The sequence below is a fragment of the Streptomyces sp. NBC_00370 genome (genome assembly GCF_036084755.1).
Classification (GTDB): domain Bacteria; phylum Actinomycetota; class Actinomycetes; order Streptomycetales; family Streptomycetaceae; genus Streptomyces.
Genome location: NZ_CP107968.1, coordinates 8,092,101 through 8,107,544 on the forward strand (window position 1 = coordinate 8,092,101; position 15,444 = coordinate 8,107,544).

Below are 15,444 nucleotides of genomic sequence, written 5' to 3' on the forward strand. Positions count from 1 at the left end.
TGAGTGCGACGGGTGTCGGTTCGGTGTGTTGCTTCGGTCTGTGTGTCCGTGTGCGGTGTGTCCGGTGGGTGTCAGAGGCCGTGGCCCTTGCCCCCACGGGTGTCCGACCACGCCTCCCACAGGGCGGCGTAGCGTCCCCCGGCTGACCGGAGTTCGTCGTGCGTGCCCGACTCGACGACGCGTCCCGCGTCCATGACGACGATGCGGTCGGCGCTCGCCGCTTGGGTGAGCCGGTGGGCGACGACGAGCGCGGTACGGCCGTCCACCGCGCGGTCGGCGGCTTTCTCCAGCACCCGGGCGCCGGCGCTGCCCGCCTCCGCCGTCGCCTCGTCCAGCACAGCGACCGGCGGGTCGGCGAGGATCAGCCGGGCGAGCGCGAGTTGTTGGGTCTGGGCGCTGCTGAGCCGGTGCCCGCCGTCACCGACCACCGTGGCCAGGGCATCGGGCAGGGCGTCCGCCCAGCCGAGCGCGTCGACCTGGGCCAGCGCGTCACGCAGCTCCGGCTCGCTCGCGCCCGGCCTGGCCAGCAGCAGATCGTCGGCGAGCGTCCCGGCGAAGACATGGACCTCCTGCGTGATCAGCGCGACCGACCGGCCGGTGGCGGCGGGGCCGAGTTCGGTCAGGTCGACGCCGCCGAGCCGTACGGTCCCGGAGGCCGGCGCGTGGATACCGGCGACGAGCTTGGCCAGCGTGGTCTTGCCCGCGCCGCTCGCCCCGACCAGGGCGACCCGCTCGCCGGGACGCAGGTCGAGGTGGACGTCCGAGAGCACCTGGTGTCCCGGCCGGTAGGCGTGGCCGACGCCGGACACCGTCACCGACGCGTCGCGCGGCACCGGAGGGCGCTCCGGCTGCGGGGGCAGCGGCAGTCCGGCGACCCCGACCAGCCGGGCCAGGCCCGCCCCCGCCGACTGGGCGTCGTCGAGCAGCGCCAGCGCCGAGTTGACCGGGGTGAACAGACTGTGGAAGTAGAGCGCGGCGGCCGTCGCCGTGCCGATCGAGGCACTTCCGTCGCGCACCAGCAGAAACCCGGTGACCAGGACGGCCGTCAGACCGATGAACTCGGCGACATGCAGCCTGCTGTAGAAGCGCAGTACGAGCCGTACACCGCGCATGGTCAGCTCCACGGCCGACCAGGAGCGCGCCGTCACCCGCTCCGTGTGCTCCCGCTCCAGCCGGAACGCCCGGACGGTCGCGCTGCCGCCGATGGTGTCGAGCAGTTGCTGCTGCTGTGCGCCGACGGCGACGCGCTGCTCCGTGTAGATCGGTACGGCGTTACGTACGTACCAGCGCGCCGTGTACAGCTGGACGGGTACGGCGATGAGCGCGGCGAGCAGGAACCGCCAGTCGAGCAACGCGAGCGCGCCCAGCGTGAGAACGATGGCCAGCAGCGAACGGGCCAGCTCGGGCAGCGCGTTGCGCACCGCGTCGGCGATCAGTGACACATCGCCGGTGACCCGCGCCGTCAGGTCTCCGGAGCCTGCCCGCTCCACGCGTTCGAGCGGCAGTCCCAGCGCCCGCTCGACGAACCGCTCGCGCAACTGGGCCAGTACGCTCTCGCCGAGCCGGGATATCAGGGACAGCCCGAGCCCGGTGGTGAGGCCTTGGACGACGGCGACAGCCACCAGCAGGACGACCGGCAGCGTGATCATGCCGGGGGGCCGGCGGTCGGCGGCCAGATCGACGATGCGGCCGAGCAGCGGCTGGGTGAGCAGACCGACCGCGGTCGCTGCGACCATCGCCGTGAACCCGGCCAGCGCGAGTGCTCGGCGCGGCCGCAGCAGCGCGGCCACCGCTGCCCGGGTCTCGGCGCCGCTCGCGGTGGGCAGCAATTCCCGTGCCGTGTCGTTCTGCTGACCGTCCGTCATGAGAGCACCGCCGTACGGTAGCTGGGATGGCGCTCCACGAGCCGCGCGTGGGGCGCGGTGTCCACGACCCGGCCGTCCGCCACGAGCACCACCCGGTCCGTCACCGCCAGCAGCGCGGGGCTCGTGGTCACCAGGAGTGTGGTCCTGCCCCGGCGTATCTCCCGGATCCCGGCGGCCATCGCCGCCTCGGTGACCGGGTCGACCGCGGTCGCCGGGTCGTGCACCACCAGCACCGGCGGATCGGCGGCCAGGGCGCGCGCCAGCGCGACACGCTGACGCTGCCCGCCCGACAGTGAACGGCCCCGCGCGGTCACCACCGTGTCGCCCCCCTGCGGCAGCGTTCGTGCGACTTCGTCGGCGCCGGACGCCGCCATCGCCTGCCGGATGTCCGCGCCGGCGGGCGCCGCCGCCGACACATTGGCGGTGAGGCTGCCTTCGAACAGGTCCGCGTCATGCTCGGCGACCAGGATCGACATACGGACGTCGGCCGGGTCCAGTGTGGTCAGCGCGACGCCGTCCAGCTCGGCCGAGCCGTCGGCCGGATCACTGCGCCGGGCCAGCACGCGCAGCAGCGCCGCCGCGTCGGCCGGGTCGGTGGTAACCACGCCGACCAGTTCGCCTGCCGTGACGGTCAGGTCGAGGGCGCGCAGCGTGCCGTACGAGACGTGCCGCAGCCGTACGGCTCCGCGGACCGGCGTGGCAGGCGTGCCGGATCCCGGGAGGACGTCGGGCGCTGCGGCCAGTACCTCGGCAAGGCGGGCGGCCGACGCCCTGCCCTGCGCGAACTCCGCGTTCACCCAGGAGAATTCGGACAGCGGACCGATCAGGAACAGGGCGAGTCCCACGGCCGACACGAGCTGGCCGAGGCTCATCCCGCCCTCGGCGGTGAGACGTCCGCCGACAAGCGCCACGACCCCGATGAAGACCCCGGTCAGGGTGAGCACCATGCCGTTCTGCCAGGATTCCGCCCGGGCCGCGCGCAGGGTTGCGGACAGCGAGAGCCTGCTGGTGTGCCGGTACCGGGTGACGGCAGCCGACTCGGCGCCGATGCCCTTGAGGATCCGCAGGCCTGCCACCAGATCGGCGGCGACCCCCGACGCGTGCGCCGCGCGCTCCTGTTCGGCCTCGCTGCGGCGCTCCAGCGGCTTGCTCAGCAGATGGCCCAGCCACAGCAGCAGGGGAGTGCCCAGCAGTACGACGGCGCCGAGCGGCGCGGAGATCCGCAGCAGCACGACCGCGCTGACCAGAAGCCCTGTCAGGGCCGAAAGGCCGGTCATCACGGCCATGTTGACGGCGCCGACCCGCTTGGCGTCCTCGGTCGCGATATTGGTGAGCGCGCCGGGGAGCCGACCGCTGTCCGCCCCGCCGCCCGGGTGCAGGACCCGGCGTACCAACTCCGTCCGCAGCTGGTGCGCCGCCACTTCGGCGGCGCGCTCACCGGCCCGCGCGCCGTACCGGAAGCTGTAGGAGAGCCCCACGTAGACGACGGCCAGCACGGCGAGCCAGCCCACCAGCGCGCCGGTGTCGCCGCGCGCCACGGCCTGGTCGATGACGAGCCCGATCAGCACCGGGACCAGCGCCTCGCCGGCCTGGTGCCCGGCGCCGAGGACCGTGCCGAGCACCACATCGCGCCGCTGACCCCTGACCGCACCGCGCAGGACGTCCCGTCCTGACGGACCCCCAACCCCCACCGCACTCCTCCGGGCCGCCTCACCGCTCCCACGACCGGGAGCGAAACTTAGGTAAGGCTAGACTAAGTAAGAGGCGGTGGGCCAGGCAGGTGCCGATTCGTGTCCTGACCGCCGGTGTCGGCCGTCAGCTCCGGACCGCGAGCGAAGCGGTGTGCTCCCTGACCTGCTCCGGCGTCAGATAGGAGTTCGTGTACTCGAAGTCGTGCAGCGTGGCGGCCTTCTGCGCCTGGAAACCGGTCCGTACGAAGTCGTCACCGGCCACGGCGTTGAGCATCCAGTTGGTGAGCACCCGGGTCTTGGCGACATTGGTGCGCAGCGCCGACCAGTGGTAGCCACGGGCCACGGCCTGCGCGGGCAGACCGCGCAGCTCGATACCGAGCGGCTTGGACACCGCGTCCGCCCCGCCGAGGTCCACCACGAGGCCCAGGTCCTTGTGCTTGTACGGCGTCAACTGACCGTGCCGCAGGGAAGCGAGGATGTTCTCCGCGATCGTGCGCCCCTGCCGCTGGGCGTGCTGTGCGGTCGGCGGGCACACGGCGTCGTCGCCCTTGGTCAGATCCGGTACGGCTGCGGCGTCACCGAGCGCGAACACACCGTCCGCGCCCGGCACGTTCAGCTCGGGGGTCACGACAAGGCGTCCGCGCGCGGTCTCCGCGTCCAGCGTCGCGATCAGCGGGCTGGCGGCGACGCCCGCCGTCCAGATCAGGGTGCGGCAGGGCAGTACCCGCCCGTCCGTGAACGTCACTTCCTCCGGCGCCGCCTTGGCGACCGACACGCCGAGCGACACCTCGATACCGCGCTTGCGCAGGATCTCCAGCGCGCTTCGGCCGAGCTTGTCGCCGAGTTCCGGCATCAGCTTCGGCGCGATGTCGATGAGATGCCACTTGATCAGCTTCGGATCGAGCCTCGGATACCTCTTGGCGGCGTTCATCGTGAGCCGCTGGAGACAGGCGGCGGTCTCGGTGCCCGCGTATCCGCCGCCGACCACCACGAACTGCAGCCGCGAGGCGCGCTCGGCCTCGTCCTGGCTGGCGTCCGCCAGGTCGAGCTGTGCGATCACATGGTCCCGGATGTAGGCGGCCTCCGCCAGCGTCTTCATCCCGCGCGCGTTGTCCACCAGACCGGGGATGTCGAAGGTCCGGGTGATGCTGCCCGGGGTGAGCACGAGATAGTCGTACGCCTCGTTGACCAGCTCACCCGTGATGTCGCGGACCACGCACACCTTCGCCTTCGGGTCGACACCCACGGCGCCGCCCGGCAGGATCCTCGTACGGTGCTTGCTGCTGCGGCGCAGCGAGACGGCGACAGACTGCGGCGTGAGCACACCTGCGGCGACCTGTGGCAGCAGCGGCAGGTAGAGCTGGTACGAGAAGGGCGTCACCAGACACACCTCCGCCTCACCGGGGGCGAGGGTGCGCTCCAGACGGCGTACACACTCCACCCCCGCGAAGCCGGCGCCCACCACGAGGATCCTGGGTCGTGCCACAGTGTCCGTCCCTTCTCATGCCCGCCGCACTGCCGGGCCTGCCTCACATGCCCCTTCGGCCAATCGTTTCCGCCACTACCCATCTTCGCGAGGCGAACACGTGGGCGCATTGCGGAGCGGTTAATCACCCGTTCGAGTGATGACTGGTCTGCTAGCGTGCTGGTCATGAAGCGTGCCGCCATGACGACGACGCCGGAGAGTGTCCCGGCGCGCTGACTGCTGACCCAGTTCGAAGCCCCGGGGCGAGTGCCCCGGGGCTTCGCCGTGCGGTCCACTCGCCCTCAGTCCGCGAGGAGACCACCATGCACGACCACCGCAAGCTCGGCCGCGAGCTGGCTCTGTTCGACACCGACCCCCTGATGGGCGCGGGGCTGCCGTACTGGCTGCCCGACGGCGCGACCGTACGGCACACCCTGGAGGAGTACATCCGGGGCGCCGAACGCCAGGCCGGCTACCAGCACGTGTACTCACCCGTGCTCGGAAAGCGGGAACTCTACGAGATCTCCGGCCACTGGTCCCACTACAGCGAGGACATGTTCCCGCCGATGGACGTCGGCGGGGAGCAGGTCGTCCTGCGGCCGAGCCTGTGCCCGCACCACGCGCTGATCTACCGGTCCCGTGCCCACAGCTACCGCGAACTGCCCCTGCGGATGGCCGAACTGGGCGGCATGTACCGCGCCGAGCTGTCGGGCGTGCTCGGCGGCCTCACCCGCGTACGGGCGATCCAGCTCAACGACGCGCATGTCTTCTGCACCCTGGACCAGGCAGCCGGCGAAGCGGCCGCGGCCCTCGGACTGATCCGCCAGGCGTACGCGGCGCTCGGCATCCGCCCGGCGCGCTTCCAGCTGTCCCTGCCGGGCCCTTCGGGGAAGTACGTCGCCGACCCGGCCCTGTGGGAAAGGGCCACCGCGCTGCTGACCGACGTACTCGACCGCTCAGGTGTGGCGTACGAGGCTGCGGAGGGGGAAGCGGCGTTCTACGGGCCGAAGATCGACGTGCAGATCGCCGACGGCGCGGGCCGCGAATCCACCCTCTCCACCGTCCAGGTCGACTTCCACCAGCCCGAGCGGTTCGGGCTGCGCTACATCGGCGCGGACGGCGGCAGACACCGGCCCGTCATGATCCACCGCAGTGTCGTCGGCAGCGTGGAGCGGGCCGTCGCGCACCTCGTCGAACAGCACGGCGGTGCCTTCCCCGGCTGGCTCGCCCCCACCCAGCTCGTGGTCCTGCCCGTCACCGACGACCAGCGCGGCCGGGCCGCCGAGTTCGTCCGCCGCTGCGCGGACCGGGGGCTGCGGGCGCGGCTCGCGGGACCCGAGCAGGGCACCTTGGGGGCCCGGATCCGGGCTGCCAGACTGGTGCCGTACCAGGCGGCGATCGGCGCCGAGGAAGCCGCCGACGACCTGGTCGCCCTGCGGCTGCGGGACGGCCGGCGGCTGGACGCGATGCCGGCGGCCGAGGCGGTCATGCGCGTCGGGGCACTCGTGGACGCGCACACCACCCGCCTCTGGGACACCGACCCCGACCAGCACATTCAGTGAACCGAGAAGGAGAGCACCGGAGATGACCGACCCCGTTCCCCTCACCGACGAGGAACTGGCCCACGCCCGCCGCAGCGTGGAACTGGCGGCCGAAGCCCTGGAAGGCGGCGACGAGCCCTTCGGGTCCGTCCTCGTCGGGGCCGACGGCACGGTACTCGCCGAGGACCACAACCGGGAGACGACCCTGGCCGACCAGACCCGCCACCCGGAGTTCGAGCTGGCGCGCTGGGCCGCGGCCCAGCTGACCGCCGAGGCCAGGGCCGCTGCCACCGTCTACACCTCGGGCGAGCACTGCCCGATGTGCGCGGCGGCCCACGGCTGGGTCGGGCTCGGCCGCATCGTCTACGCCAGCTCGGCGGCGCAGACGGCGGCCTGGCTCGCGGAGCTGGGGGCGGGACCCGCGCCCGTCGCCGTGCTGCCGATCAGCGAGGTGGCGCCCGGTGTGCCGACCGTGGGCCCGATCCCCGGCCTCGCCGAAGAGGTCCGCGAACTGCACCGCCGCTTCCGCACCAAGAGGGCCGGAACGGTGTAGCGGGGACCCGCACGTTCGCAGAAGTCGAGGGCGAGGCACCCGAGGGCGAAGCCCGCTCCCCACGACCACGCGGTCACCGGGACCGCCACGCCACAGGCGGGGCAGCCGACGCTGCCCCGCCCCGTCGTCCGCCAGGCCTCGATGCCGCGCGCGACGCCGCAGACCTCCTCCGCCGTCGCTTCCACGTCGACCACGGTCCGAAAGAAGTCGCCCAAGGTGCGGAGGATAGGTGAACCGCCGCTGTCTCAGGGCTGGATACGGCGGGCGAGCCAGTCCAGGGCCTTTGGATACCGGTAGTCGATCCCGCCGTGGCCCGCGTCGAACAGCTCGAAGTGCACGGCCTCCTCCGGCAGTCCCGCCGCCCGCACCGCACCGTGGAACGCCTGGGCGCCGACGTCGAGGAAGTACTCGTCACGGGTACCCGCGTCGATCCAGACCGCGCGCAGTGAGGCGACCGCCTCCGGGCGCTCCGGGACCATCCGCACCGGGTCAAGGTCGAGCCACCGCTGCCAGACGGCGGGGATCAGCCGGCCGGTATGCGGATCGAACGGCAGCAGCGGCGTCCCGTCGTCGGCGGCGGAGTAGCAGGCGGCGACGCCGAGGACGGTCAGCAGCGCCTCGTCGCCCGGCCTGCCGGGGACGGGACGCGCCCGGAACTCCTCCCACCAGCGGAAGATGTCCCCGTCCCAGGCGCGCAGCGCGCGCACGGCCGCGGGGAACTCGGCCGCGTAGCAGTACTCGTACAGCGCGTCGCCGGCGTGCGTGGCCAGCGCGCCGAACAGGTCGGGACGGAGCATCGGCGTGATCATCGCGCCGTAACCACCGCTGGACTTCCCTGAGATGGCGCGGTGGTCGCTGCTGTCCAGCGTGCGGTAGTGGGTGTCCACGTACGGTACGACCTCGTCGCACAGGTACGAGTGGTAGCGGCCGGTGCCCGGCGAGTCGAGGAACTGGCTGCCGCCGTACGTCGTCCAGGCGTCCACGAAGACCACGATCACCGGTGGGGTGCCGGCGGCGAACAGCGCGTCGGCGGTCTCGGGGAACGGCTGCCGGAACGGCGTGCGGTTGTACCACATGCCGAGATGGCCGGTGTAGCCCTGGATGACGTAGACACTCGGATAGCGGCGCTGCGGCTCGTCGTCGTAGCCGGGCGGCAGATACACGTGCAGTGGGCGCTCCGACGGGTCCCCGAGCGGATTGCCGCGCAACAGCTCACTGCTGATCACACGCTCATCGATCCGTCCGGCCAGTTCGGTGCCCCAAGGCAGCATGCGCGCTCCTTCGTCGTCCCCGCGGGTGCGGATCACGTCACCGGCGAGCGTATACGGCCGCCCCTGTGGACTCCTCGGACACACGGCGCCCGATCCTGACCCGCCACAGCCACCTGATGTCACGCGCGAAGGACCAGGTCAGCAGCGTCAGCGCCAGGCCGACCAGGAGCACGGCGGGCAGCCGGGGGAGCAGTCCCGTGCCCGCCACGAGCAGCATGATCCCCTGGAGCGCGGCCACCGTCTTGCGGGCCACACTGGGCGGCAGCGGTCCGTGCAGCCAGGGCAGCACCCGGGCCGCCGCGACGAACGCGTACCGCATGGCGCCGATCAGCAGCACCCACGCGCCGAGTTGGGCGGCGACGAAGACGCTGAGCACCAGAATGAGGAAGGCGTCGACCTCCATGTCGAACCGCGCCCCGAGCGCGGACGCGGTCCCCGTACGCCGGGCCACCTGGCCGTCCACCGCGTCGAGGAGCAGTGCGAGCGCGGTGATCCCCGCCATGGCGGGAACCGGCGGGGGGCCGGGGAAGGAGTCGGCGATCAGCGCCGTCACGCCGCCGACGAGCGTCGCGCGGGCCAGTGTGACGCCGTTGGCCGGACCGAACGCGGTGGTCCGTCCGGGCCACGACCGGTACAGCGCCCGGCTCAGTACGGCGCAGGTGCCCGCCCCGACGGCCGCGCCCGCCAGCCACCCGGCGAGGCCGAGCCCGACCGCCGTGCCCAACAGCAGGAGCACAAGAATCTGCGCGCCCACCCCGGCCGCCGTCACAAGACCCAACGGCCAAGGGCCTGTCGTTCGGATCGTGCCGGGCTCGCGGGCGCTGGTGCCGCCTCCTGATCCGGCCTGATCCAAACGAAAGGCCCTAGGCCCGTACGCCACGTGCGGTTGAGCCGATATGTGTGAGTCCACCGTTCACCCCCCGGCCGTCTGGCTGAGTTGATGGGCGCCGCGTACCGTGATCGCGGCCTGTCCCAGCTCAACTACGTGCGCTGTTGCCCGAGCGTTCAGGAGGACTTTGATGAACCGTGCAGCCCGGGCGTTCTGGCTCCGCTCCCCCGGTCAGGGGGAGATCAGAGAGGTGTCGCTGCCGGAGCCCGCCCCAGGAGATGTCGTCGTCCGCACGCTGTACTCCGGTGTCAGCCGGGGCACGGAGACCCTGGTCTTCCGTGGTGGCGTGCCCGCCGGCCAGCACACCGTGATGCGGGCCCCGTTCCAGGACGGTGAGTTCCCCGGGCCCGTCAAGTACGGCTATCTCAACGTCGGGCTGGTCGAGGAGGGCCCGTCGGAGCTCGCCGGCCGTACGGTCTTCTGTCTCTACCCGCACCAGACCCGCTACGTCGTGCCCGCGAGCGCCGTGACACCCGTGCCGGACACCGTGCCCGCCGCACGCGCGTTTCTCGCCGGCACCCTGGAGACCGCGGTGAACGCGCTGTGGGACGCCGCGCCGCTGATCGGTGACCGGATCGCCGTCGTCGGCGCCGGCATGATCGGCTGTTCCGTGGCGGCCCTGCTGGCCCGGTTCCCCGCCGTCCGCGTCCAGTTGATCGACAGCGACCCGGCACGGGCCGCCGTCGCCCACGCGCTCGGAGTCGAATTCGCCCTTCCCGGCGATGCTTTGGGCGACTGCGACCTGGTGGTGCACGCCAGCGCCACCGAGGAGGGACTGGCGCGCGCACTCGAACTCCTCGCCCCCGAAGGCACCGTGCTCGAACTGAGCTGGTACGGCGACCGGCGGATCAGCGTGCCGCTGGGCGAGGCGTTCCACTCCGGCCGGCTCGTGCTGCGCAGCAGCCAGGTCGGGATGGTCTCCCCGGCCAGACGCGCCAACAGGACCTTCGCCGACCGGCTGGCGCTCGCGCTCGACCTGCTCGCCGACCCGGCGCTCGACGCTCTGATCAGCGGCGAATGCGCCTTCGACGAACTGCCGCAGGTACTGCCCAGGATGGCGGCGGGCGAGCTGCCGGGGCTTTCGCACCGCGTCCGCTACGCCCCGGAGTGACCCGGGATCCGCCCCTCGCCAATTTGAATACGTGAACCGTGAACACGTGGTGCGTACCGGCCGTACTACACGACATGCCCGCACCTGGGCCAGTCTCGCCGGACCTGGAGGATCATCCGTTGTTCAGCATCACCGTCCGCGAGCACCTCATGATCGCGCACAGCTTCCACGGCGAGGTCTTCGGCCCCGCCCAGCGGCTGCACGGAGCGACCTTCCTGGTCGACGCCACCTTCCGGCGCGCCGAGCTGGACGCCGACAACATCGTCGTCGACATCGGCCTCGCGACCAGCGAACTCGGCAAGGTCGTGGGTGAGTTCACCTACCGCAACCTCGACGACGAGGCCGAGTTCGCGGGGATCAACACCAGCACGGAATTCCTCGCCAAGGTCATCGCCGACCGGCTCGCCGACCGGGTGCACGCGGGCGCGCTCGGCGAAGGCGCCAGGGGTCTGACCGGTATCGCCGTCACCCTGCACGAATCGCATATCGCCTGGGCCAGTTACGAGCGCGACCTGTGAACCAGGCTGACGCACCCGCCCGCCGGGTGAGTGTGGTGCTGCCCGCCGGCATCGACGATCCGACGAGGCCGAGCGGCGGCAACACCTACGACCGCCGGGTGTGCGGCGAGCTGCCCGGCGCCGGATGGCAGGTCGACGAGCACGCCGTCGCGGGCGGCTGGCCCCGGCCCGCCGCCGCGGGCCGCGCCGAACTGGCCCGCACCCTGCGCCGGCTGCCGGACGGCGCGGTCGTCCTCCTGGACGGAATCGTCGCCTGCGCCGCCCCCGAGATCGTCGTCCCCGAAGCGGCCCGGCTGCGGCTCGCCGTCCTCGTCCACCTCCCGCTCGCCGACGAGACCGGGCTCAGCCCCGCACTGGCCGCCGAACTGGACGCGGCGGAGCGCGCGGTGCTGCTGGCGGTGCCCGCGGTCGTCGCGACCAGCCACTGGGCGGCGGGCCGGCTCGTGGACCACCACGGACTCGACCCCGGACGGGTCCATGTCGCCGTACCCGGAGCCGACCTCCACCCGCGGGCCGCAGGCAGCGGAGAAACGCCACTGCTGCTCTGCGTCGCGTCCGTCACCCCGCGCAAAGGACAGCTGCGGCTGGTCGAGGCACTGGCCGGCCTCGCCGAACTCCCGTGGAACTGCGCCTGTGTCGGCCCGCTGACCCAGGACCCCGCATACGTGACCCGGCTGCGCGAGACGATCGGCACAACGGGCCTCACCGGCCGGGTACGGCTCGCGGGACCGCAGTCCGGGACAGAACTGGACGCCAGTTACGCCGCAGCCGATCTGCTGGTGCTCGCCTCGTACGCCGAGACGTACGGCATGGCCGTGACCGAAGCACTCGCGCGCGGTGTGCCCGTCCTGGCGACCGCCGTCGGCGGACTCCCCGAAGCCGTCGGACGGGCGCCGGGCGGCGCGGTCCCCGGCGCCCTCGTACCCGCCCAGGACCCGGCAGCCCTCACGGCGGCCCTGCGTGACTGGCTCACCGACCCCGCCGTACGCGACCGGTGGAAGGCCGCGGCGCACCGGCGCCGCGAAGCCCTGGACGACTGGCGGACCACCACCCAGGACCTGGCCCGCGTACTGGACGAACTCCGTTCGCGGCCGGTCCCGTTGGAGCAGCACAGCACCGAACCCTGGAGGACCGTGTGAGCACGGCCGATCTGCCCCGCTACCCCGCGCAGTGGCTCGACCTGCGGGAGCGGGCCGACGCCGCGGCCCGCGCCGTCGAGCTCCTCGACCCGCTGCGCCACTACCTCGCGGGCGCGCCGCGCCCGGCCGGGGGATGGGTGATCCGCGATCTGGGCTGCGGCACCGGATCCCTGGCACGCTGGCTCGCACCCCGGCTGACCGGACCCCAGCACTGGATCCTGCACGACCACGACCCGGATCTGCTGGCCCTGGCCGCCACCCGGATGCCGGCGACGGCCGCCGACGGCAGCAGGATCACGGCCGAGACCCAGCAGGGCGACATCGCCGGCCTGACCGCAGCCGACCTCGCCGGCACTTCACTGGTGACCGCCTCGGCGCTGCTCGACCTGCTCACCAAGGACGAGGTCGGCGAACTGGCCGGGGCCTGCGCCGTCGCCCGGTGCCCGGCGCTGCTGGCGCTCTCCGTGACAGGACGTGTCGAACTCACCCCGGCCGACCCGCTGGACGCCGGGATCGGCGACGCGTTCAACGCCCATCAGCGGCGCAGCGAGCACGGCCGCGCGCTGCTCGGTCCTGACGCGGTCACGGCCGCCGGTGAGGCGTTCACGCTGCGCGACGCGACCGTACGCGTCCGCCCCAGCCCCTGGCGGCTCGGCGCGGCCGAGTTCGCGCTGACGGCACGCTGGCTGGAGGGCTGGACCGGCGCCGCCCTGGACCAGCGCCCGGATCTCGCACCGCAGCTCGACGACTATCTGCGGCGCCGTCAGGCGACCTGCTCCGCAGGCGCGTTGGCTGCTGTGGTGCACCACAGCGACCTGCTGGCACTGCCCCGGCGGACGGGCGGCGGCCTGTGACGCCCGGCGCGCTCTCCCGCGCCGTCCGGAGCAGACTCGGCACGCTCGCCGGCGCGGCGCTGCTCGCGCTGCTCGTCTGGCGGCTGGGCACCGGCGCCTTCCTGGAAGGGCTGAGCCGGATCGACGCCCGCACGCTTCTCGTCGCGTCCGCGCTCGGGCTGCTCACCACCGTACTCAGCGCCTGGCGCTGGTGTCTGGTGGCGCGTGGCCTCGGCGTCGAACTGCCGCTGGGCAGCGCCGTCGCCGACTACTACCGGGCCCTGTTCCTGAACGCGGCGCTGCCCGGCGGGGTCGTCGGTGACGTGCACCGCGCGGTACGGCACGGGCAGCGCACCGGGGACGTCGGGCGCGGCGTACGGGCCGTCGTCCTCGAAAGGACCGCCGGTCAGGTCGTGCTGATCGCGGTCGCCGTGCCGGTCCTGGTCTTCATACCGTCCCCGGCCAGGGCGGCCGTCGGCGGCTACGCCCACGACGTTCTGCCGGTCCTCGGCGCGCTGTGCGCGGCGGCGGTCGTCGCCGCCGTCCTGCTCAGGACCGGCGCGGCGACCCGGCGCGGCCGCCGGCTGCTGACGTCCGAACTGCGCGAGGCCCGGCTGGGGTTGCTCGCCCGGCACGCCTGGCCCGGGGTGCTGGTCTCGTCCGCCGTGGTCGTGGCGGGGCATCTCGCGCTGTTCCTGCTCGCCGCCCGCGTCGCCGGTGTGCGCGCACCGGCGACGGAGCTGGCGCCGCTGGCGATCCTGGCCCTGCTCGCCATGTCTCTGCCGCTCAACATCGGCGGCTGGGGACCCAGGGAAGGCGTCACCGCCTGGGCGTTCGGCGCCGCGGGGCTCGGCGCCTCACAAGGACTGGCCGTGGCCGTCGTCTACGGCGTTCTGGCCTTCGTCACCAGCCTGCCCGGCATCGTCGTGCTCGTCGCCCGCTGGTTCGCCGGGCGACGGCGTCCCCAGATCGAGTTCGAAGAGAGTGTCGGCGCCGAGGGCGGCCCTGCGCACCCTCGGCCGTACGGCGTCCCGCATCAGCTCGGGACCGGCGAAGCGCAGCCCGGGGACACCGTCGCCGAGCAGCAGGGGAGCCACGGTCACATAGAGCAGCCGCAGCGCACGCTCGTGCAGGAAGCGCGAGACCGTCACGCCGCCGCCCTCGACCAGCACCCGGCCGAGACCGCGCTCGGCGAGCGTACGCACCAGCCGGTGGGGCGCGAAGCCGGCGCTGTCGCGCAGGGTCAGCACCTCGACCCCGTCGCCGCGGGGAGTGTGCGGCGCGGCGTCCTCGCCGACCACCCAGAGCGTCGGCGCGGCCCCGTCGGTGAACACCTGGCGCCCGGCGGGCACCCGGCCGCGCGGATCGAGGACGACCCGCACCGGGTTGGTGCCCGCGCAGGCGCGGACGGTGAGCCGGGGGTCGTCGGCGACGGCCGTGCCCGCGCCGACGACCACCGCGTCGGACAGCGCCCGCAGCCGGTGCAGATGGGCGCGGTCCTCCTCGCCCGTGACGAGGTCGGCGTGGCCGGTACGGGTCGCGATGAAACCGTCCAGGGTCTGGCCGAGCTGTGCGAACGTGACCTGCGCACCGGCGAGACAGAGCGGCAGATAGCGGTCGGCGAGCGCCTCGGCGCCGGGCGAGGCGGCCCGCCAGCGCAGCGGCCCGCCGGCCGTGCCGCGCCGCAGCCCGGCGGCCTCGGCGCCGGCCTCGGACCTGATGCCGCGCAGCAACTCCCAGGCGGCGGCCTCGTCGAGCACTCCGCTCACCGCGTTTCCCTTCCGGGGGCCGCGTCCGGCGCCGGCAGGGGAAAATAACTGGCGAAGGAATCGACGAGTGCGGCGAGGAGTTCCTTTCCCTTCGCCGCGGAAGCCAATGAAGGACGGCCTATGACACCGGACTCGGTGTAGCCCCGCATGCCGAGGGTGAGCAAATGCCGCCGGTCGTCGGCGAGGAAATCGGCGGACTCGTAGCCGGGGCGTACCAGTTCGGGACGCTCGTGCAGCAGGATGGAGGTCTCCACTTCACCGGCGTGCATATCGCTGTTGGACGATGTCCGCACATCGGCTCTCTCCCGTGCGGCGGCCCAGTCGGCCGAGCTGGGGAAAAGGGCCATGCGTGTGCCGTGTGTCACGGATTCCTGGACCACGTTGCGCAGGACGTAGTTTCCGCCATGTCCGTTGACGAGAATAAGAGTTCCGATTCCGGTTCTGCCGAGCGAGTCGGCGACATCACGTACCACGGCGCCCAGGGTCGCGGCCGAAATGCTCACGGTGCCCGGCCAGTCGGCGTGTTCGTGCTCGTGCGAGCAGGAGATCGTCAGCGGCGGCAGCAGCAGCACCGGATGAGCGGCTGCGACCGCGCCGCCGATCGCGCAGGCGACGACCGTATCGGTCACCAGCGGCAGGAACGCGCCGTGTTGCTCGAAACTGCCGATGGGCAGGACGGCGACATCGGGCCGGCGTTCCCTTACGTCCACGGTGGTCTCCCGTGGCAGCGGCCCGGCGGCCGTCCGCGGTATTTCCGGCCCACTCATCTCATGCCACCCTTTCGCCCTGCGGTACGTGA

The 15,444-nt window shown here is 72.7% G+C and carries 12 protein-coding genes and 2 pseudogenes; 7 read left to right on the forward strand and 7 right to left on the reverse strand.

Features of this window, described 5'->3' with window-relative positions; translation table 11 throughout:
• Positions 1 to 71 precede the first annotated feature (71 nt).
• The 3 genes from OHS57_RS35395 to OHS57_RS35405 form a co-directional block, all read right to left on the reverse strand.
• Positions 72 to 1,865, reverse strand: a complete 1,794-nt coding sequence (locus OHS57_RS35395) for an ABC transporter ATP-binding protein (protein WP_328584600.1) — start codon at positions 1,863 to 1,865, stop codon at positions 72 to 74.
• Complete coding sequence (locus OHS57_RS35400; RefSeq protein ID WP_328584601.1) at positions 1,862 to 3,556, reverse strand: ABC transporter ATP-binding protein; 1,695 nt, start codon at positions 3,554 to 3,556, stop codon at positions 1,862 to 1,864. Before OHS57_RS35400 ends, OHS57_RS35395 begins: the two co-directional genes overlap by 4 nt.
• Before the next feature lie 124 nt (positions 3,557 to 3,680).
• Positions 3,681 to 5,042, reverse strand: coding sequence for an NAD(P)/FAD-dependent oxidoreductase (locus OHS57_RS35405; RefSeq protein ID WP_328584602.1), 1,362 nt, complete (start codon positions 5,040 to 5,042; stop codon positions 3,681 to 3,683).
• 296 nt (positions 5,043 to 5,338) lie between these two features.
• Between OHS57_RS35405 and thrS the strand changes: the two are divergent.
• Positions 5,339 to 6,583, forward strand: a pseudogene (thrS, locus tag OHS57_RS35410) (threonine--tRNA ligase); the annotation flags it as partial.
• A 22-nt stretch (positions 6,584 to 6,605) separates the two neighbouring features.
• Complete coding sequence (locus OHS57_RS35415) at positions 6,606 to 7,115, forward strand: nucleoside deaminase (RefSeq protein ID WP_041994744.1); 510 nt, start codon at positions 6,606 to 6,608, stop codon at positions 7,113 to 7,115.
• A gap of 245 nt (positions 7,116 to 7,360) precedes the next feature.
• On the opposite strand, the gene OHS57_RS35420 is transcribed toward OHS57_RS35415, so the two are convergent.
• Together OHS57_RS35420 and OHS57_RS35425 are read right to left on the reverse strand one after the other, a co-directional pair.
• Positions 7,361 to 8,386 (reverse strand): alpha/beta hydrolase, encoded by a 1,026-nt coding sequence (locus OHS57_RS35420; RefSeq protein WP_328584603.1) that lies wholly within the window; start codon positions 8,384 to 8,386, stop codon positions 7,361 to 7,363.
• Between the two features lie 37 nt (positions 8,387 to 8,423).
• Positions 8,424 to 9,164, reverse strand: coding sequence for a CDP-alcohol phosphatidyltransferase family protein (locus tag OHS57_RS35425; protein WP_328584604.1), 741 nt, complete (start codon positions 9,162 to 9,164; stop codon positions 8,424 to 8,426).
• 241 nt (positions 9,165 to 9,405) lie between these two features.
• On the opposite strand from OHS57_RS35425, the gene OHS57_RS35430 reads away from it, so the two are divergent.
• The 5 genes and pseudogenes from OHS57_RS35430 to OHS57_RS35450 all read left to right on the forward strand — a co-directional run.
• On the forward strand, positions 9,406 to 10,386 hold the full coding sequence (locus tag OHS57_RS35430; protein WP_328584605.1) for a zinc-dependent alcohol dehydrogenase: 981 nt from the start codon (positions 9,406 to 9,408) through the stop codon (positions 10,384 to 10,386).
• Positions 10,387 to 10,505: 119 nt separating this feature from the next.
• On the forward strand, positions 10,506 to 10,904 hold the full coding sequence (locus OHS57_RS35435) for a 6-pyruvoyl trahydropterin synthase family protein (protein WP_328584606.1): 399 nt from the start codon (positions 10,506 to 10,508) through the stop codon (positions 10,902 to 10,904).
• Positions 10,901 to 12,043, forward strand: a complete 1,143-nt coding sequence (locus tag OHS57_RS35440; RefSeq protein WP_328584607.1) for a glycosyltransferase family 4 protein — start codon at positions 10,901 to 10,903, stop codon at positions 12,041 to 12,043. Before OHS57_RS35435 ends, OHS57_RS35440 begins: the two co-directional genes overlap by 4 nt.
• Positions 12,040 to 12,897, forward strand: coding sequence for a class I SAM-dependent methyltransferase (locus tag OHS57_RS35445; protein WP_328584608.1), 858 nt, complete (start codon positions 12,040 to 12,042; stop codon positions 12,895 to 12,897). Before OHS57_RS35440 ends, OHS57_RS35445 begins: the two co-directional genes overlap by 4 nt.
• Positions 12,894 to 13,736, forward strand: a pseudogene (locus OHS57_RS35450) (lysylphosphatidylglycerol synthase transmembrane domain-containing protein); the annotation flags it as partial. The gene OHS57_RS35445 and the pseudogene OHS57_RS35450, both read left to right, overlap by 4 nt.
• Here the strand turns inward: OHS57_RS35450 and OHS57_RS35455 are convergent.
• Complete coding sequence (locus OHS57_RS35455; protein ID WP_328585235.1) at positions 13,734 to 14,645, reverse strand: RibD family protein; 912 nt, start codon at positions 14,643 to 14,645, stop codon at positions 13,734 to 13,736. The pseudogene OHS57_RS35450 and the gene OHS57_RS35455 overlap by 3 nt on opposite strands.
• Positions 14,642 to 15,412 (reverse strand): creatininase family protein, encoded by a 771-nt coding sequence (locus tag OHS57_RS35460; RefSeq protein WP_328584609.1) that lies wholly within the window; start codon positions 15,410 to 15,412, stop codon positions 14,642 to 14,644. Before OHS57_RS35460 ends, OHS57_RS35455 begins: the two co-directional genes overlap by 4 nt.
• Positions 15,413 to 15,444 lie beyond the last annotated feature (32 nt).

What these genes read in the sequence shown, in the direction of transcription:
- OHS57_RS35460 (WP_328584609.1), bottom strand. Translation starts at nt 15,412, where the DNA reads ATGAGTGGGCCGGAAATACCGCGGACGGCCGCCGGGCCGCTGCCACGG.
- OHS57_RS35415 (WP_041994744.1), top strand. Translation starts at nt 6,606, where the DNA reads ATGACCGACCCCGTTCCCCTCACCGACGAGGAACTGGCCCACGCCCGC.
- OHS57_RS35420 (WP_328584603.1), bottom strand. Translation starts at nt 8,386, where the DNA reads ATGCTGCCTTGGGGCACCGAACTGGCCGGACGGATCGATGAGCGTGTG.
- OHS57_RS35395 (WP_328584600.1), bottom strand. Translation starts at nt 1,865, where the DNA reads ATGACGGACGGTCAGCAGAACGACACGGCACGGGAATTGCTGCCCACC.
- OHS57_RS35430 (WP_328584605.1), top strand. Translation starts at nt 9,406, where the DNA reads ATGAACCGTGCAGCCCGGGCGTTCTGGCTCCGCTCCCCCGGTCAGGGG.